We start from the raw sequence: 18115 nt of genomic DNA on the forward strand, positions 1-18115 counted from the left end.
TCCCTGGCGGCGTGACCGTGCGGGGGGTACGTGGGGGGCGCGGTAGGTCAGTAGCATCGCAGCATGTCGTATCCCCAACAGTATGCCGATCCTCACCCTTTCGAGCCTCCGATTGGCCAAATCGGCGATCCTTCTGAGGTGGAACCGGGTGAGCCACCACGGCGGCGGCGCCGGTGGAAGCGGATCGTCCTGATCAGCCTGCTGGTGGTGGCGCTGCTGGGTGGTGGTGGCCTGATCGCCGGTGGGATCTACCTGAAGTCCGTCGAGTCCGGCATCGACCGGGTCGATGCCTTTACCGGGGTGCCCGATGAGGGCCGCCCGACGGCCGTGGCCAAGGGTGCACAGAACATCCTGATGCTGGGCAGCGACTCCCGCGACCCGGAAAAAACCGTCGGGACACGGACGGACACGATCATCGTGGCCCACCTTCCGGCGGACCGGTCGAGCGCGCAGTTGATCTCGATCCCCCGGGACACCTGGGTGTCCATTCCCAAGTCCGCGGATGGCCGGCGCGGCGGCCGGGACGCGAAGATCAACGCGGCCTTCGCCTGGGGCGGCGTCCCGCTGATGGTACAGACGGTGGAGAAGTTCACCGGGGTGCGGATCGACCACGTGGCGATCATCGACTTCGCCGGCTTCAAGGAGATCATCGACGCCCTCGGCGGCGTGAACGTCAACGTGGAGAAGTCCTTCAAGTCGATCCACCCGCCGTTCCGCTCGTTCCAGGCCGGGCCACAGCAGCTGGACGGGGAGGCGGCGCTCGACTACTCCCGCCAGCGCAAGCAGTTCGCGGACGGGGACTTCGCCCGGATCCGGCACCAACAGGATGTGATCAAGGCGATTATCGACAAGGCCGCATCCGGCGGCATCCTCGCCAACCCTGCCAAGCTCAACAACTTCCTCAAGGCGACGTCGAGTTCGGTCTCAGTGGACAAGGAGATGTCACTGTTCGACATGGGGATGCAGATGCGCGGCGTGCGGGGCAACAACCTGTCGTTCCTCACCAGCCCGACGAAGGGCACCGGCCGCATCGGCAGCGAGAGCGTGGTACTCGCCGACACCGAGCGGGCGAAGGCCTGCTACGACGCGGTGCGCCGCGACTCGGTCCCGGAGATTCTTTCCGCCGGAAAGTAGGATCTCGCAATGCCTTGTCGGCTCTGGTGGTGCGACTGACCTGTTCGTATCCTTCGATCGCCCGGGGCCTGCGTCATGCGGGCCCCGGGCTTTCACGGGGGAGGATCGACCATGTCAGGGCAATCGGCGACGAGGGACCCGGCTGCGGCCACGAAGCTTGAGGACGCATCGCGGCAGACCGTGGCGCCGCCGACCGACGCGGCGGGCGACGAGGGGATACTCGCGGTGCTCCCCGCCGTGCAGCTGTCCGGGGAGCCCACGGCCACCGCCGAGGCGCGCATCGGTCTGGACACGACGGCGGTGCTGCCGTACGCCAGCTCCCGGGCCTCGAAGCGCACGCGTTGGCTGCGGGCCTGGATGGTGACCGCTCCCATCGACGTCATCGCGCTGCTCGCCCCGCTGCTGGTGAGCCAGAACTACTGGCGCGGGACCCTGGTCAACGCTGGCCTCACGGTGGCCTTCTTCGCGGCCGGCGGGCTCTACCGGGCCCGCCGGCACGTCAGCATCCTGGACGAGCTGCCGAGCCTCGGCGGGCGGCTTCTGGCAGCCGGCGCGGTGGTGGCAATCATCGCGGCCCAGCGGCACGACTCGGTACCGTACGTCAGCGGCTTCATGCGGGGCGTCGCGCTGTCCGCCGGCCTGGTGATCGTGGGCCGCGCGGTCAACCACACGTTCATCCTCGTCGCGCGCAAGCGGCGGTGGGTGGAGCACAACGCCATCATCATCGGCAGCGGTCCGATCGGCGTCGAGCTCGCCCGGCTGCTCCGCCGCTACCCGCAGTACGGCCTGCGGTTCGTCGGCAGTGTCGACGCCCCGTCGCGGCAGCGCACCGGGCCGCTTCCGCTGATCGGCACCCTCGACGACCTCGAACACCTCACCAGGCTGATGGAGTGCGAGGTCCTGGTCATCGCCGACCCGGACTGCCCGGAGTCCAGCCTGATGGACACCCTGCTCCGGCCGGCCAGCTCGCGCTGCGACCTATGGGCGGTGCCCCGCCTCTGGGGTTCCCGGTCGCAGGGCGGCTATCCCGACCACATCGGGGCCATCCCGATCGTCAAGATCGGGGACACCACGCTCACCGGTCCGCGGTGGAAAATCAAGCGGGCCTCCGATGTGCTCTTCGCCGCGCTGGCGTTGATCGTGCTGAGCCCGGTGCTCCTGCTCTGCGCGATCGCGACGTTCCTCGACGGCGGCCGCGGCATCTTCTTCTACCAGGAGCGGATCGGCCGGTACGGCGAACCGTTCAAGGTCATCAAGTTCCGCTCGATGCGCCCGGTCGACGAGCACGAGTCGCAGACGAACTGGTCCATCGCGAACGACCGGCGGGTCGGGCCAATCGGGCGGTTCATGCGCCGGACGTCGCTGGACGAGCTGCCCCAGCTCTGGAACATCCTGCGCGGCGAGATGAGCGTGGTGGGGCCGCGGCCCGAGCGGCCGTACTTCGTCGAGAAGTTCTCCGTCGAGTACCCCAACTATGCGATGCGCCACCGGGTCCCCGTCGGGCTCACCGGGCTCGCACAGGTCAGTGGCCTGCGGGGCGACACGCCGATCTCCGACCGGGCGCGGTTCGACAACTTCTACGTCGAGAACTGGTCGCTCTGGCTCGACATCAAGATCGTGCTCCGCACCGTCGCGGAGGTCTTCCGCGGTGGTGGTCGCTGAGCCGGCCCGGCCGAACATAGTGGACCCGACCCCCTGCCGCCCGTCCGCCGGGCCACAGGGGGTCGGCTACAGGGCGTTGCCGGCCAGCGCCTCGGCCAGGCTCGACCGCCAGTCGGCCAGCGGCCGGAGCTTCGCGGCGGCCCAGCGGTCGTGGCCCAGCACGCTGTAGCTCGGACGGGCCGGGCGGGGAAGACGATGCCACCCTGAGCTACCTCTGCTCCACCACTTACAACGCCACCGCCGAGCACGCTGTGCACCCACTCGACCCGGAGCTGGCGATCGACTGGACGGCCGAGTCGCCACAGTTGTCGGCCCGGGACGCCGCCGCACCGAGTCTCGTGAAGGCACGCGAGTCGGGGCTGCTGCCGGACTATGAGAGCTGCCGGTCGTTCACGACCGGCAGCTGAACGCGGTCACCAGCGCCTCGCTCCCGGACGACACCCTTCCATCCGGTTGTCAGGTCAGTGACGGAGGTCCGCAGCAGCTGCCGCTGCCACATCCGCGCCAGGATCTCAAAGTCGCGCTGCGGGCGATTGCTGAAGTGTTCCTCGGCGGAGGTTGACGATCTCGTCGTCACTCGGCTCGTCGGTGGATGGCAGCGCAGGCTCGGCCACGAGCGGCGCAGGCGCGCGTGTGGCGGGCACGACGGGCACGGCGTCGGCCGCGCGCATGCCGTCGAGCGACCGGAGGAGGGCCCGCCGGAGCCGCCTCGCGGCCGGGCGTTCGACCAGCCGGTGGACGAGGTACGCGAGAAGCAGCAGCCCGGCGATCGTCGCCCCCAGCAACACCCACGCCGGAAGGTACGGCCGGGCCGCGGCGATGACGGTCAGGCCGATCTGCGCATGCAGCAGGTACAGCGGGTAGGTGAGGCCGCCGGCGGTGGTGAGCCACCGCCACCGGATGCGGTCGGACTTACCGTTCGCGATGAGCGCCATGACGACGAAGAAGACCGTGACGCAGGCGGCCGCGGGCAGGAACTCGCTCGTGTCGTACGTCTCGATCTCAGACCACATGCGGGAGATGGCGATGATCCACGAGCACCCGACAATGGCCCAGAGCAATGCGTTCGCCCCGAACCGGTACATCAGGTAGAAGGCGATTCCGGCGATGAAGTACTGGGCGTATCCGCGTCCGAGGAACATGAAGACCGCGGAGTTGTCCACCCACGGGGCGGCCAGCGACGCCAGCGTCCACAGCGCACAGAACGCCACCACGCGTCGGACGGTCACCCCGCGCGCCACCACCACGAGGGCAAACAGCACGTAGAACAGCAGCTCCACGGAGAGCGTCCAGTAGGCCTGCTCGACGTCGGGGACACCCATGAGCGACTGCAGCATGGTCATGTTGGCCAGGACGTGGGTCCAGTCCCGGTGCGTGGCGAAGACCGGGAACAGGACGAGGACCGTGGTGGTCGCCACGACAGCGAACCAGTACGCGGGGTAGAGCCGCACCACGCGCGCGACCGCGAACTCCCCCACGGTGCGGCCCCAACTGCTCATGCAGATGACGAAGCCGCTGATGAGAAAGAACATCTCTACCCCGAGCCAGCCGTACGCCGCCGCGCCGGCTAGCCCGGGGAAGAGCTGATCGGTCGGAGCCCCCCAGGCGCCGTCCCGCACGCCCTCCCCGTGCAGGAGGTGGTACACGACGACCATCAGCGCAGAGAGCAGGCGCAGACCGTCGAGCACGACGAGGCGATCATGCCCGCCGCGCCGGACGGCACCGTGAGACTCCATGGTCTTCCTCACTAGGTCGAGCGGCCCGCCGGTCCGCGACGAGCGCTGAAGATGCGGCGCGGCAGGCTACCGACGAAACTGCTCAAGGCCCGGCCACACGGCTGCGTACGCCGCGGCGAGCTGCTCACGCACCGCGTTCGAGCTGTGGAAGTCCAGCGCCCACCGCTTGCCGGCGGCAGCGAGCCACTGGCCTCTGGCCGGATCGGTGAGCACACTGCTCAGCTCGTTCACCCAGGCCTGCGCGTCCGCTCCCACCACGACCTCGTGATCGTGCCGTACCCCCGCTCTGCGGGCAACCTCGGGCGTGGTCACCGCGGGAACACCCGCCGCCAAGGCTTGGATCAGCTTCATCTGCACACCCGTACCACGCCAGACCGGAACGATGGCCGCCGAGGCCTGCGGGTAGTAGGGGGCGACGTCGGGAACGTTGGCGTGGATCTCGACGCCGCTGCCACGGAAGGCTAGGACAGAGGCGGGCGGGTTGGTCCCGACGATGTCGAGTACGGCGTTCGGGACCCGCTTCTTCACCTCGGACCAGCAGTTCTTGAGGAACCACAGCAACCCGTCGACGTTCGCCTCGTAGGTCAGTCTCCCGACGAAGAGCACACGCGGCTCCGTCGTCCGCGGGGTCGTGTCCTCCGGGTGGTCGTACGGGCTCCGAACGACGTACGTGTTCGGCCGCTCCTCGCCCGGCTCGAAGGGCGCCGACACCATCAGCGGCACATTGTGAGCCACCAGGGCATCCTCCCGTGCCTGCATGCGGGGCGCCTCGATCTTGCCCACCAGCTTCAACTTCGGGCCGGCGGTCTGGGCGAGCTGGCTGTAGTACTCGCTGCGGAACTCATCGAGGTCCACAATCACCGGCACCGGCGCGCACCGCTCCACGAGGTGTACCGTACGAAAGACGTTGAGATGCACGACGTCCGGTCGCCACTGCCGGAGCTCGCTGGCGAGCGCGGCCGACAGCTGGGGCACGTCGGCGTAAGCCTGCTGGAGCGACGTGCCGGTCGGCAGCGCCGTGGCACAACGGAGCATCGACGTGATCCGGTTACGCGGCACCAGCACGGTGGACTCCACGGGCAGTTCCTGGGCCTGCCGCACCTCCTCGTCCGAACTGGTCAAGCCGAGGAAACGGATCTGGTGATCCTTGGCGAGAATCTCGAGCAGGGCCAGGCTCCGCGGGCGGATCTTCGAGGGAATCCAGGGAGCGACGAAAAGAATCTTCATAGCGGAAGTCTCCTGAGGGCGCGTGCCGAGAACCTGTCCACCGCGGTGCCGTACTTGTCGCAGTATGTAACCAAGCCCGAGCGGTACAGCCGGTTCTTGCCGACCGCACTGGTGCTCGTGCTCTCCCGATGCATGGCCCATGCGGTCCCGACCGACACGACGCGCCAGCCGGCACCGCGCAGACGTCTGCAGAGGTCGACATCCTCGAAGTAGAGGAAGAAGGAAGGATCGAACCCGTTGATGTCGCGAAACGCGGTGGCCCGGACCAGCATGCAGAATCCGGACACCCAGGCGACGTCCGCCGCCGCTGCCGACCCACTCTTGTCGAGGTAGTCCAGCATGGGGAGCCGGCTGCGGAGCAGCTGCGACTTGGCGAGTTCCCGCTTCACGCGGCCGGGAACCATGTGGTCGACGCGCAACGCAGCGAGCCATTCCTTGGCCAGGCTCACGTCCGGACCCGCCGAGATGCCGGGCTCGCCGTCCGCGTACCGCATCTGAGGCGCGACAACTCCGATCTTCGCGTCGTCCTGGAGCGCCCGCGAGAGTTCCGCGTACGAGTCGGGCGTGAGCGCGGCGTCCGGGTTCAGTAGCAGGTAGGCCTCGGCGTCGGGAAATTGCTCCACCGCCGCGTTGATCGCCTTACCGAACCCCACATTGGACGAACGGATGACGTGCGGGGTGTACTGCGCCGCCACCTCGACACTGTCGTCGGACGACGCGTTGTCCACCACCACAACTTCGGCGATGGGCAGTTCACGCAGGCTGCCCAGGCTCATGGGCAGGTCTCGGGCAGAGTTGTGGGACACGACGATGGCTACTGTTTTCACATTTCGCTCGCGATCCTGGGAGTTCATCGGTCACGCCGCCGACGTCGAGTGCCCGGCCGTGTGCGGCACGACCGGCATCGCCCGTTCGCTCCGCAGCACGGCATCACCCACGACGAGCAGCGACGCGTGCTTGAAGAGATACGTCAGGGAGACCGCCGCGGCTGCGCCGACCGCACCGAACAGCGCCGCGCCGCCGGCCACCGTGACGAGCAGCGCGGCGGCGCTCACCACGCCGATCTTCGCCACCAGCGCCCCCTGGCCCACGCCTTGCAGCACGGCGCCGCAGGGCGAACTCGCGCAGAACGAGGGCACGCCTGCGAGCATCACGGCGATGACGACACCGGCCTTCGAATAGATCTCGCCGAACAACAGCTCCGCCAACCACGGCGCGGCGGCCATCCCGGCGGCGCTGATCGCGCCGACCACGAGTACCACGGCGAGGTTCATCCGCCAGAAGAGCCGCCGTGCCTCGCCGGCCCGCGCGGTCGCCGAATGCGGCACCAGCACGGTGCTGAGTGCGGACGGGATCGATACGAACGGTGAGAAGATGCGAGACGCGGCGGCGTACAGTCCCGCGCCGGAACCCGGCGCGACGAGGGAGACGACCGTCGCGTCCAGGACCCGCGCCTGTGCTGAAACGTTGCTAACCAGGTATGCCCGCGAGTCCAGCACCGCTCGCCACACGTCGGCGGCGGCGGCCGAGCCGGAGATCCGGACCGCGAAACGCACGTGGACCTGCCCCAGCACCGACGCGACCACCAAGCCGTACGCGAGCGAGGCGAAGGGTTCGCCGCCAAGTTCGACGGCGGTCACGAAGATCGCGACCTGCACGGCTTTCCGGCCCAGGATCGACACGACCGCGTGCCCCATCCGGCCGTCGGCGATCGCGAGCGACAACATCGTCTCGACGTTCTTGTCCAGCATCCAGCCGGCCGCGAGGAGCACGGCGATCCACGGCGCCATGGTGCCAGCGGTGAGGCTCAGGCCGATCGCCGCGGCGATGACCAGGCCACCGATCGTGGTGAGGACGTTCAGGCGCAGGCCCGCGCTGACGGCGGTGTCGCGCCCGAGTGCCCGCCACCGGAGGAGGGCGGTCGAGACGCCCGCGTCCGCCACGACGGCCAGGAAGGCCACCGCGCCGAAGTACCCGCCGAAGGCACCGAAGCCTTGCGGGTCCACATTCCGTGCCAGCAGAACCATCGCGACGGCCTGCAGCCCGCTGCCGGCGATGCGGGAGGCTGCCAGAGCCGAGGCTCCGCCCACCACCCCGCGCACGTTCGGCCCCCAGGACGAACCCGCCCGCACCGGGATGCCTGAGGCGTCCCGGCCGTGTCGCTTTTCCTCCCCACCCTCGGGGGCCCCGCCTCCCTGGTCCGCGCTCCCGTGGCCTTCGCGCGTCGGGGCATCGCCTCCCCGGTCTCCGCGTCGTTGGTCCTGGTGCTGGTGGTCCTCCACCAGCCATACGGTCGCTACTCCCACAACGAGGAACCACAGCGGCAGCATGGACTCGGCCACGACGCCGTACGTGGTGGCCGCGATCCCGAAGTAGGCCACCGTGAAGGTGAGGCAGAACGCCGGAATGAGGGTCGGCCGGAAGACACCCTTCCACACGCACAGCACGGCCAACGCCGAAGCCGGCGTGAAGAGGATGACCGCGCCCGGTATGCCCAGTTCGACGGCGGCGAGCAGAACGCCGTTGTGCACCGGCACCCCGCTCGCCACGAGCGGATCTATCCGGCCGATGACCTCCACGTAGTTATTGGGGCCGATGCCCCACCACGGTTTGCTGGCCAGGAACTCCAGTGCGCTGGACACGATCTGCGCCCTGGCGCCGCCGGCCGGGTCGGCGATCATCCGGATGATGAACACGGGGGCCACCGCGAGCACGCCGATGCCGAGCAGTATGAACCCGATGACGGTTTCCCGGCTTCTGCGGCCGGTACGGACCCCTGCCGCGCCCAGCCTGCGCAGCATCAACTCGCCCACCACCATCAGCATCAGGACCGCCAGCAGCCCGGTCCGGCTGCCGGTCAGGGCGGCCGTCGCGAGCGCGGCGGCGGGAATCCCGTACCGCCCGACGATCGCGGGAAGCTGAAGCCGGCCGAGGCCGAGGCGGCTGTCCGGCCCTGTCGTGAGGTAGTAGAGGGCGAGAACCAGCACGATCGCCTTCGCGAGGTTGCCCGGGTGGTTCAGCGTTCCGTTGGTCCGGTCGCCGAGGAAGCGGGCCGCTTCGACGGTCCCCATGGGATTGAGCGGTACGCCGAGCCACTGGAGAGCCGCGCAGCCGAACTGGGCGGCGATGACTCCGGCGGAGGTCAGTCTGAGCGCCGGGACGGCGGACCTGTGCATGGCAAACAGACATCCCACCGCATAGGCGACCGGTGCGGACAGATACTGCACCGCTCCGACCAACTCCCGGGTGGAGGCGCCGCCGCGTATCACGCTGCCGATGCCGATACACAAGGCCAGGGCACCGATCCCCGACACCAGGACCGACATCCATCGCAGCCGCCGCCAGGTCGTCGCCAGCAGCACGACGGAGGCCACGAGGAGTGCAATCATCCAGGTCGATGGCGCGAAGACCGGGATGGCGATGCCGACGTGCCACGGCGCGCCGCCCTGACCGAAAGTCTTGGGTAGCAGGGCGAGGCAGATCACCGAGACGGCCGCACTCAGGGCTACCGGCCATTCGGTACGAGCGATGGCTGCGGCCGACGAACCGGTCCCTACCGTTACCGTCGGGCCCACTGGCGCACTTCCGCGCCCGCATCGGCCTCCGTGCGGCGTCGCCGCGGCTGCCGCACGCCGGCCGCCACGGCCTTCACGAGTCCCGCAGCCATGGCCCCGCACGCGTAGCCCACGGCGGCTGCGCCCGGTCGCCCGACCCGCAGTCCTTCCGAGAAGACCCCCACCATCCCGCCCATCGTGCCCTGGCGGCGGGCATACGTCATGACCGATCCCAAGTAGTAGTCACCCCGGTCCCTAGGGGTTGACGAGCTGAGGTACTCGCGCGCCCAGTCGAGCTCGCGGGCCAGCGAGATCGAGCGCGAAACGCCGTCACCGATCGCGTCGTACCTCGTCAGGGCGTCGTTCAGTTGGCGGACCACCAGCCCGGGCAGGCTTCGGGAGAGTTGAAGGAGCCAGGTCAGGTCCTGGTGCAGACTCAGCCCTTCGTCGAGGGGCACGGTCATCGGAAGCGACCGCGGGAAGAGGAGCGTGGAGGACGGGAGGAACGCTTGCCCGCGTTGGACCCGGTGCCGCCGCAACAGGTTGTTCTCCAGGCTGCGGCTGGGGTCGTAGGGCGCACGGGGCCAAGTCTCGGAGCCGTGTTCGAAGTCCACCATGACCTTGGTGGACGAGATCCATGTCGACGACCCGGCGAGTCCGGCCTCGGCGATGTCCCGCACCTGGCACTCGATCTTCGTCGGATGCCAGGCGTCGTCATCGTCCAGGAATGCGACCAGGTCTCCGGCGCACCTCCGGACACCGGCCATACGGGCGGCATTCCCGTTCCGGCGCTCGAGGTAGCGCAACAGCCGAACGCGTGGATCGCCAGGAACGTCCACATCGGCCTCCGAGTTGAGCACCACGTGGACCTCGGTGACCGGATGCGTCTGCGCGAGCACGGATTCGACGGCTCGGCGAAGTCCCGGCTTGCCGACTGAGGGGATGACGACGCTGACTGTGGGACGCCACGTCGCGGATCGCGTCGGCACTGTGGGATCCACCCGACCCTTCCATACCAGTTTCGCTACAACGGAACCGCAACGCGCTCAGCTCGCTGCCGACCGTACGCGGGCACCACATGTTACAGAGCGCTGGCCTCGGGCGATGCCCCCTGAACCGCACCCCTTCTGCCGGCGGGATCGCCGCCGGCGCGCATCAGAAGGACAAGGTTGTCCGGATGCCGTTGGCCACCTTACGCACCTCACTGACATGCGCTCCCGTCGCGGTCATGCGGATGACGATCTGGCGGTCGATCACGCCGTCGGGGCTGCTCCGCCACCAACCGATCACCACCAGTCCGTATCGATCCTTCCCGCTGACCTGTGGGGCCTCGGCGAAGGTCGCGTTCCCGGCCTGGACCCATTGCAGGCCCCACACCTCCTCGGCCCTCCGGTACGCGGCCTGCACCTCTTCGCCACAGGGCTTCGGGCAGTTCCGGACGATGATCTCCCCGCCGACCTCGGGGACACCGGGACGCGAGATGCCGCAGAGATACCTGGCGAAGCCGGGGCCGCGCTGGCGCGCGTCGCAGGCCCAGGAATCGGGCACCTTGAAGGTGAAGCCGAGGCCGGCGGGGCTCTCCTCCTTGACCCGGTCGGCGTCGCCGAACTGCGGCTCGATGGGCCAGGAACCGGGCTTTGGCGGTTCAACACCCGGGCTGCGCGGTACGCCCACGGGGAAGGCGATCGGCTCGGGGCTGCTGGAGACGGCCGCGGAGGGGGACGGGCTCGACCCGGCCGCGTTGGGTGCCCCGCCGACGGACTGCCACGCGAATATGCCGACAACCGCGCCCAGCGCCACGACCACCGCGACCGCGATCCCGACCCGCAGGCCGGTGCGCCGGGGCCGCTCCGGCACGGCCGGCGTCAGTGGTGGATAGCTGGTCGAGTACGGCTTGAGCCACGGCACCGGCGTATCCGGGGCGGACGATGGGGGAACCGACACCGGAGAGACTGGTGCCGATACCGGCCCCCCCGCACCCGAGGTGGGTTGGAGGTCCTCCGGAGGCCCCTCGATAGCGTCCGCCGAGTTCTGCCCTCCGTTGCCGGACGTTCCACTGGCGGAAATCGGAAGGGCTTGGGTCGGCTCGCCGATGGCCAGCTTCGCCCAGGGTGGGTTGAGCGTGCTCAGGTCGGTGGGTTGCGCCTGTGCCGGTGACGAGGTCGGGTGGTACTCCATGCCGAGGGCGACGAAGACCTGTTCGGCTCTGGGACCGCTGTCGGCCGCGTAGGTGACCCAGGGCGCCGGGGCCGAGAAGTCGGCGTGGAGGAAGCTCGATCCGCCGTCCCGGCGCTTCAGGGCGTTCGCGGTGGAGGCGAAGGCCTTTCTCCAGTGCTGGTCGGTGGCGACGGCCGCGTCCAGGACGGCAACCGTCACGGCCCGGCCTTGGGCATCGACACCCGACCAGACCTTGCCCACTTGACACGATCCCAGGGTCTCGAGCAACTGGAACGGACTGCCTGGCTGCATTCCACCCTCCCCGGAGGTCACGGTGTGGATACTAGCGATCGGGCGCCCGGTGGCCAGAGGCAGACCGGGGCTGCCCGCTTGGTCAACGCCAGGACTTCCCGGCAAGAATGCTCCCCGTGGGGATCAGACGATGGCTGGCTGCCGCATTCATACTTCCGCTTCTGGCCGGGTGCGAGTCATCCGTCGGTGGCGGTGGCTCACCGGGCCCGGTAGCCGCGTGGCGTCCCCCTATCGCACCGGGCACCACCGGGGCCATCGACCTGGACAGCCGGCCGTTCCAGCTGCATGTGCCGGCCGGGTACGACCCCGCCAGGAAGGTCCCCCTCGTCGTGCTGCTGCACGGCTACGAATCCAGCGCCGCCCAGCAGGAGCGGTACTTCAACCTCACCCCCGAGTCCGACCGCCGTGGTTTCCTCTACGCCATGCCGGACGGCACCACCGACCGGGACGGCAAGAGATTCTGGAATGCGACCGAAGCGTGCTGCAACTTCTACAACAGCGGGGTGGACGACGCGGCGTACCTCGAACGGCTCCTTGACGCCGTGGAGTCGGCGTACTCGGTCGACACTGCACGGGTCTACCTGGTTGGCCACTCCAACGGCGGCTTCATGGCCTACCAGATGGCCTGCGAACGCTCGATGAGGATCACCGCGATCGTCTCACTCGCCGGCGCCGTCGACAACGACACATCACTGTGCACACCCCAGCGGCCGGTCAGCGTCCTGCAGATCCACGGTACCGCCGACGCAAGCATCAAATTCGGCGGTGGCACGAAAGGCGGCCACCCGTACCCGTCGGTCGACACCACGCTCGCCACCTGGCGGCGCATCAACGGCTGCTCAGCGCGGGCCGACACCTCGGCCCCGCCGCTGGACCTCGAACCCCGGCTGCCCGGGGCGGATACCGGAGTGACGATCTACTCCGTCGGCTGTCGCGACGCCAGCCGGGTTGAGTTGTGGCACATCAGCGGTGGCGGCCACACGCCCACGCTCAATGCGAACTTCGCCCCGGCCGTCATTGACTTCCTCTACGCCAGGCTGTCCCGGCCCTGACTCACTCCCCTATCACAGCAGGACGTGAGCTTTGATCCGCTGCTGTTGTTGTGATGGACGAGCAGCCAGCGCCGGTCGCCGGCCAGGCCCCATGGCTCGACCTGCGCGCCGTCGTGGTCGAGCCGATGACACCCCTTCGGGTACGACCACCTTGCGCCCTGAATGATTTCATGCATAAGCTCAGCTCGTGAATGATGCGGTGCTGGGTCTGTTCCAGGGAGTCCGGCTCACGCCGACCCAGCGGCGCATCGCGCACAGCCTGGTCACCCACGCCGCCGCCGCGGCGTACCTCTCGGCTGCCGAGGTCGCCGAGCTGGCACAGGTCAGCCAGCCCTCGGTGACCCGGTTCGCGATGGCGCTCGGGCACGACGGCTACCCCGCGCTGCGCCGCCGGCTGCGGGAGTTGACCGCCACCGCCGACGCCGATTCAGCCGACGCCGGAAATGCCCTCCAGCGGGCGGTCCGCGCCGAGCTGGGCAATCTCGACCGGCTCGCCGCCCAGCTCGCCGACGCCGACCGGATCGTCGAGGTGGGGAAGCTGCTCGCGGCGAGCCGCCCACTGCCGGTGCTCGGGTTGCGCGCGGCCGCGCCGCTGGCCGCGTACTTCGCCTACTTCGCCGCCAAGGTGCACCCGGACGTCCGGGTGCTCGACGACGGCGGCAGCCTGCTCACCGACCGGCTGGAGCAGGCGGCGGCGGCCGGGGCGAGCGCCCTGCTCGCCTTCGTCCTGCCGCGCTACCCCCGGGAGACCCTGGACGCACTGCGCGAGGCCCGGGAGGCCGGGCTGACCGTCGTGGCGATCACCGACTCGCCGGTGAGCCCCGCGACCGAGTACGCCGAGCTGGTGCTGCCCGCCGCCGTCGGCACCGACCTCGTCTTCGACCTGCACACCGCCCCGATGACCCTGGCCATGGTGGTTCTCCAGGCGATCTGCGACGCCTCCCCGGCGGACACGCAGGCCCGCCTGGAGGCGTTCGAGTCGTCCGCCGCCCGCCGCCAGTTGTTCCTCGGCTGAGAGGAGTTCCGAGATGCACCAGCCCGTCCGCGCCGCCCGCGGCACCGCACGCACCGCGAAGGGGTGGCCGCAGGAGGCCGCCCTGCGGATGCTGATGAACAACCTCGACCCGGAGGTGGCCGAGCGCCCGGACGACCTGGTCGTCTACGGGGGCACCGGGAAGGCCGCCCGGGACTGGCCGTCGTACCACGCGCTGGTGCGCACGCTGACCGAGCTGCGCGACGACGAGACGATGCTGGTGCAGTCCGGCCGCCCGGTGGGGGTCATGCGGACCCACGAGTGGGCGCCCCGGGTGCTGCTGGCCAACTCGAACCTGGTCGGTGACTGGGCCACCTGGCCGGAGTTCCGCCGCCTGGAGCAGCTCGGCCTGACCATGTACGGGCAGATGACCGCCGGCTCGTGGATCTACATCGGCACCCAGGGCATCCTCCAGGGCACGTACGAGACGTTCGCGGCGGTGGCGGCCAAGAGGTTCAACGGCACGCTGGCTGGGACGCTGACGCTGACCGCCGGCTGCGGCGGGATGGGCGGGGCGCAGCCCCTCGCGGTCACCATGAACGGCGGCGCCTGCCTGGTCGTGGACGTGGACCGCAGCCGGCTGGACCGCCGGGTGCACGACCGCTACCTGGACGAGGTGGCCGACTCCCTGGACGACGCGGTGCAGCGGGTGCTCGCGGCGAAGCGGGACCGCCGGGCACTGAGCGTCGGCGTGGTCGGCAACGCAGCCACCGTCTTCCCGGAGCTGCTGCGCCGGGGCGTCGAGATCGACGTGGTGACCGACCAGACCAGCGCGCACGACCCGCTGTCGTACGTGCCGGAGGGGGTGGACCTGGCCGACGCCCGGGACTACGCGGCGGCGAAGCCGGCCGAGTTCACCGGCCGGGCCAGGGCGTCGATGGCGAAGCACGTGGAGGCAATGGTCGGCTTCCTCGACGCGGGCGCGGAGGTCTTCGACTACGGCAACTCGATCCGGGGCGAGGCGAAGCTCGGCGGGTACGAGCGGGCGTTCGACTTCCCCGGTTTCGTGCCGGCGTACATCCGGCCGCTGTTCTGCGAGGGCAAGGGCCCGTTCCGCTGGGCGGCGCTCTCCGGCGACCCGGCCGACATCGCCGCCACCGACCGGGCCATCCTCGACCTGTTCCCCGAGAACGAGTCCCTGGCCCGGTGGATGCGGATGGCCGGCGAGCGGGTCGCCTTCCAGGGCCTGCCGGCCCGGATCTGCTGGCTGGGGTACGGCGAGCGGGACAAGGCGGGCGTGCGGTTCAACGAGATGGTCGCCTCGGGTGAGCTGTCCGCGCCGGTGGTGATCGGCCGGGACCATCTGGACTGCGGCAGCGTGGCGAGTCCCTACCGGGAGACCGAGGCGATGGCCGACGGTTCCGACGCGATCGCCGACTGGCCGCTGCTCAACGCGCTGGTCAACACGGCCAGCGGGGCGTCCTGGGTGTCCATCCACCACGGCGGTGGCGTGGGCATCGGGCGGTCCATCCACGCCGGGCAGGTCTGCGTCGCCGACGGCACGGCGCTGGCCGGGCAGAAGATCGAGCGGGTGCTCACCAACGACCCGGCGATGGGCGTGATCCGGCACGTGGACGCCGGCTACGACGCCGCCCACGAGGTCGCGGAGCGGACCGGGGTGCGGGTGCCGATGGCGGAGGGCACGGCGTGACCGACCTCGCCGCCCGGTTCCGCACCCTGTGGGACGAGATCGCGCCGGTCGGGCGGGACGCCGGCAGCGGCGGCTACCTGCGCTACGCGCTGACCGAGCCGGAGCTGACGCTGCGGGAGTGGTTCCACGAGCAGGCCGACCGCCGGGGCATGCCGGTCACCGCCGACGGCAACGGCAACCTCTTCGCCTGGTGGGGTGAGCCGGAGGGCGGCGACGCGGTGCTGACCGGCAGCCACTTCGACTCGGTGCCGCACGGCGGGGCGTACGACGGGCCGCTCGGCATCGTCAGCGCGTTCCTCGCCGTGGACGAGCTGCGCGGCGCGGGCGTCGTACCGGGCCGGCCGGTGGTGGTGGCCGCGTTCGTGGAGGAGGAGGGGGCGCGGTTCGGCGTACCCTGCCTGGGGTCACGGCTCCTCACCGGGGAGATCGCGGTGGACCGCGCGGCCGGGCTGCGCGACGCGGCCGGGGTGAGCTTCGCCGAAGCGCTGGGCGAGCGGCCGGCGGGCGCCGACCCGGGGCTGCTCGGCCGCTTCGCGGCCTTCGTGGAGCTGCACGTCGAGCAGGGCCGCGCGCTGGTCGAGCGGGACGCGCCGGTCGCCGTCGCCAGCGCGATCTGGCCGCACGGCCGCTGGCGCTTCGACTTCCACGGCGAGGGCAACCACGCGGGTACGACCCGGATGGCCGACCGCCGCGACCCGATGCTGACGTACGCCTTCACGGTCCTCGCCGCGAACAAGGAGGCCCGGCTGCGCGACGCGCACGCCACCGTGGGCCGGGTGTCGGTGGAGCCGAACGCCACCAACGCGATCCCGTCGCGGGTGACCGGCTGGCTGGACGCCCGGGCGGCAGAGCCGGAGACCCTGCGCGGGCTGGTCGGGGCGGTGCACGCCAAGGCCGCCGAGCGGGCGAAGCGCGACGGCACGGAGCTGACGTGCACCGAGGAGTCGGCCACGCCGCTGGTCGCCTTCGACGACGGGCTGGCCGACCGGCTGGCCCGGCTGCTCGACGCGCCGGTGCTGCCCACCGGGGCGGGGCACGACGCCGGGGTGCTGGCCGCACACCTGCCCACCGCGATGCTCTTCGTGCGCAACCCGACCGGGGTGTCGCACTCCCCCGCCGAGTCGGCCACCGACGCCGACTGCGCCGCCGGGGTGACCGCCCTGGCCCGGGTGCTGGAGGAGCTGGCATGTCGCTGAGCCCGCGCATGACCGCGACCCGCTGGCTCGCCGAGTACGCCTGGCTGCCCGATTACGCCGAGCCCACCCCGGACGTGCTGATCGAGGCGGTCGACGGGCGAATCACCGCCGTCGCCCCGCTGACCGCCGGCCGGCCCACCGCCGGGGTAGAGGTGCTGGGCGACGCGGTCCGGCTGCCCGGGCTGACCCTGCCCGGCCTCGCCAACGCGCACTCGCACGCCTTCCACCGGGCGCTGCGGGGGCGCACCCACAGCGGGCGGGGCGACTTCTGGACCTGGCGGGACCGGATGTACGCGGTCGCGCAGCGGCTCGACCCGGACTCGTACCTGGCCCTGGCCCGGGCCACGTACGCGGAGATGGCGCTGGCCGGGATCACCTGCGTCGGCGAGTTCCACTACCTGCACCACGGCCCCGGCGGCAGTCCGTACGAGGACCCGAACGCGATGTCGGCGGCGCTGGTCGAGGCCGCTGCGCAGGCCGGCATCCGGATCACCCTGCTGGACACCTGCTACCTGACCGCCACGGTGGACGGCGACCCGCTGGTCGGGCCGCAGCGGCGCTTCGGCGACGGCGACGCGCTGCGCTGGGCGGACCGGGTCGACGCGTTCACCCCTGCCGCCGGCCACGCCCGGGTCGGCGCGGCGATCCACTCGGTCCGCGCGGTGCCGGCGGAACAGCTCGCCACCGTCGCCGGCTGGGCCGACCGGCGCGGCGCGCCGCTGCACGTGCACCTGTCCGAGCAGCCCGCCGAGAACGACGCCTGCCGGGCGGCGCACGGCCGCACCCCCACCCGGCTGCTCGCCGACCACGGGGTGCTCGGCCCGGACGTCACCGCCGTGCACGCCACCCACCCGACCGGGGCGGACGTGGCGCTGCTCGGGGAGAGCCGCACCGGAATCTGCCTCTGCCCCACCACCGAGCGGGACCTGGCCGACGGGATCGGCCCGGCCCGGCGGATGGCCGAGGCCGGCAGCCCGCTCAGCCTGGGCAGCGACAGCCACGCCGTGGTCGACCTCTTCGAGGAGGCGCGCGCGGTCGAGCTGGACGAGCGGCTGCGCACCCGGCGGCGGGGGCACTTCACCGCCGTCGACCTGCTGGCCGCCGCGACCACCGGCGGGCACGCCGCGCTGGGCTGGGCCGACGCCGGCCGGCTCGCCGTCGGCGACCGCGCCGACCTGGTCACCGTACGGCTCGACACCGCCCGCACGGCCGGGGTGCCGCCGGTGGGCGCGTTCTTCGCGGCGACCGCCGCGGACGTCAGCTCGGTGGTGGTCGACGGGCGGCAGGTGGTGCGCGACGGCCGGCACCTGACCGTGGACGTGCCGCGCGAGCTGCACGCCGCCATCGAGGAGGTGGCCGGTGCGCGCGAGGAGTGAGCCGGCGATGACCCGGCCGGGAGCC

14 protein-coding genes and 1 pseudogene are annotated in these 18115 nt (G+C 70.8%); 8 read left to right on the top strand and 7 right to left on the bottom strand.

The window, feature by feature from the left end:
• Positions 1-189 precede the first annotated feature (189 nt).
• Together ABZ807_RS19165 and ABZ807_RS19170 are read left to right on the top strand one after the other, a co-directional pair.
• Positions 190-1134: an LCP family protein gene (locus ABZ807_RS19165; RefSeq protein WP_357159437.1), complete on the top strand. Its 945-nt coding sequence runs from the start codon at positions 190-192 to the stop codon at positions 1132-1134.
• Positions 1135-1245: 111 nt separating this feature from the next.
• Positions 1246-2796 carry a sugar transferase gene (locus ABZ807_RS19170; RefSeq protein WP_357159338.1) on the top strand — a complete coding sequence of 517 codons (1551 nt, stop codon included), beginning with the start codon at positions 1246-1248 and terminating at the stop codon, positions 2794-2796.
• 66 nt (positions 2797-2862) lie between these two features.
• Here the strand turns inward: ABZ807_RS19170 and ABZ807_RS19175 are convergent.
• Positions 2863-2997, bottom strand: a pseudogene (locus ABZ807_RS19175) (dTDP-4-dehydrorhamnose reductase); the annotation flags it as partial.
• A gap of 2 nt (positions 2998-2999) precedes the next feature.
• Here ABZ807_RS19175 and ABZ807_RS19180 point away from each other — a divergent pair.
• On the top strand, positions 3000-3203 hold the full coding sequence (locus ABZ807_RS19180) for a dTDP-4-dehydrorhamnose 3,5-epimerase family protein (protein ID WP_357159440.1): 204 nt from the start codon (positions 3000-3002) through the stop codon (positions 3201-3203).
• Between the two features lie 105 nt (positions 3204-3308).
• On the opposite strand, the gene ABZ807_RS19185 is transcribed toward ABZ807_RS19180, so the two are convergent.
• The 6 genes from ABZ807_RS19185 to ABZ807_RS19210 all read right to left on the bottom strand — a co-directional run bounded on the left by ABZ807_RS19185 (position 3309) and on the right by ABZ807_RS19210 (position 11689).
• Entirely contained in the window at positions 3309-4484 is a 1176-nt protein-coding gene (locus ABZ807_RS19185; protein WP_357159341.1) for an acyltransferase, read from the bottom strand.
• A gap of 114 nt (positions 4485-4598) precedes the next feature.
• The gene (locus ABZ807_RS19190) at positions 4599-5759 is read right to left on the bottom strand and encodes a glycosyltransferase (protein ID WP_357159344.1); all 1161 of its coding nucleotides are present in this window, start codon (positions 5757-5759) and stop codon (positions 4599-4601) included.
• Complete coding sequence (locus tag ABZ807_RS19195; RefSeq protein WP_357159347.1) at positions 5756-6613, bottom strand: glycosyltransferase family 2 protein; 858 nt, start codon at positions 6611-6613, stop codon at positions 5756-5758. The genes ABZ807_RS19190 and ABZ807_RS19195 overlap by 4 nt, the downstream gene beginning before the upstream one ends.
• 3 nt (positions 6614-6616) lie before the next feature.
• Positions 6617-9334: an O-antigen ligase family protein gene (locus ABZ807_RS19200; protein ID WP_357159350.1), complete on the bottom strand. Its 2718-nt coding sequence runs from the start codon at positions 9332-9334 to the stop codon at positions 6617-6619.
• The gene (locus ABZ807_RS19205; RefSeq protein ID WP_357159354.1) at positions 9319-10314 is read right to left on the bottom strand and encodes a glycosyltransferase family 2 protein; all 996 of its coding nucleotides are present in this window, start codon (positions 10312-10314) and stop codon (positions 9319-9321) included. Before ABZ807_RS19205 ends, ABZ807_RS19200 begins: the two co-directional genes overlap by 16 nt.
• A gap of 154 nt (positions 10315-10468) precedes the next feature.
• Positions 10469-11689: a hypothetical protein gene (locus ABZ807_RS19210; protein ID WP_357159357.1), complete on the bottom strand. Its 1221-nt coding sequence runs from the start codon at positions 11687-11689 to the stop codon at positions 10469-10471.
• A 200-nt stretch (positions 11690-11889) separates the two neighbouring features.
• Between ABZ807_RS19210 and ABZ807_RS19215 the strand changes: the two genes are divergently transcribed.
• The 5 genes from ABZ807_RS19215 (at position 11890) to ABZ807_RS19235 (ending at position 18090) form a co-directional block, all read left to right on the top strand.
• Positions 11890-12834 carry a PHB depolymerase family esterase gene (locus ABZ807_RS19215; protein ID WP_357159360.1) on the top strand — a complete coding sequence of 315 codons (945 nt, stop codon included), beginning with the start codon at positions 11890-11892 and terminating at the stop codon, positions 12832-12834.
• Positions 12835-13021: 187 nt separating this feature from the next.
• Positions 13022-13849, top strand: coding sequence for a MurR/RpiR family transcriptional regulator (locus tag ABZ807_RS19220; RefSeq protein WP_357159363.1), 828 nt, complete (start codon positions 13022-13024; stop codon positions 13847-13849).
• A gap of 13 nt (positions 13850-13862) precedes the next feature.
• Positions 13863-15518: a urocanate hydratase gene (gene hutU / locus ABZ807_RS19225; RefSeq protein ID WP_357159366.1), complete on the top strand. Its 1656-nt coding sequence runs from the start codon at positions 13863-13865 to the stop codon at positions 15516-15518.
• Positions 15515-16714: an allantoate amidohydrolase gene (locus ABZ807_RS19230; protein WP_357159369.1), complete on the top strand. Its 1200-nt coding sequence runs from the start codon at positions 15515-15517 to the stop codon at positions 16712-16714. Before hutU ends, ABZ807_RS19230 begins: the two co-directional genes overlap by 4 nt.
• Positions 16715-16722: 8 nt before the next feature.
• Positions 16723-18090: a formimidoylglutamate deiminase gene (locus ABZ807_RS19235; RefSeq protein WP_357159443.1), complete on the top strand. Its 1368-nt coding sequence runs from the start codon at positions 16723-16725 to the stop codon at positions 18088-18090.
• The last annotated feature ends 25 nt before the right edge of the window (positions 18091-18115 follow it).

Source organism: Micromonospora sp. NPDC047548 (assembly GCF_040642975.1).
Classification (GTDB): Bacteria; Actinomycetota; Actinomycetes; order Mycobacteriales; family Micromonosporaceae; genus Micromonospora.

Excerpts from the sequence above, each read along its gene's own strand:
- ABZ807_RS19195 (WP_357159347.1), bottom strand. The coding sequence starts at position 6,613 with ATGAACTCCCAGGATCGCGAGCGAAATGTGAAAACAGTAGCCATCGTC.
- ABZ807_RS19190 (WP_357159344.1), bottom strand. The coding sequence starts at position 5,759 with ATGAAGATTCTTTTCGTCGCTCCCTGGATTCCCTCGAAGATCCGCCCG.
- ABZ807_RS19235 (WP_357159443.1), top strand. The coding sequence starts at position 16,723 with ATGACCGCGACCCGCTGGCTCGCCGAGTACGCCTGGCTGCCCGATTAC.
- ABZ807_RS19170 (WP_357159338.1), top strand. The coding sequence starts at position 1,246 with ATGTCAGGGCAATCGGCGACGAGGGACCCGGCTGCGGCCACGAAGCTT.
- ABZ807_RS19215 (WP_357159360.1), top strand. The coding sequence starts at position 11,890 with ATGCTCCCCGTGGGGATCAGACGATGGCTGGCTGCCGCATTCATACTT.
- hutU (WP_357159366.1), top strand. The coding sequence starts at position 13,863 with ATGCACCAGCCCGTCCGCGCCGCCCGCGGCACCGCACGCACCGCGAAG.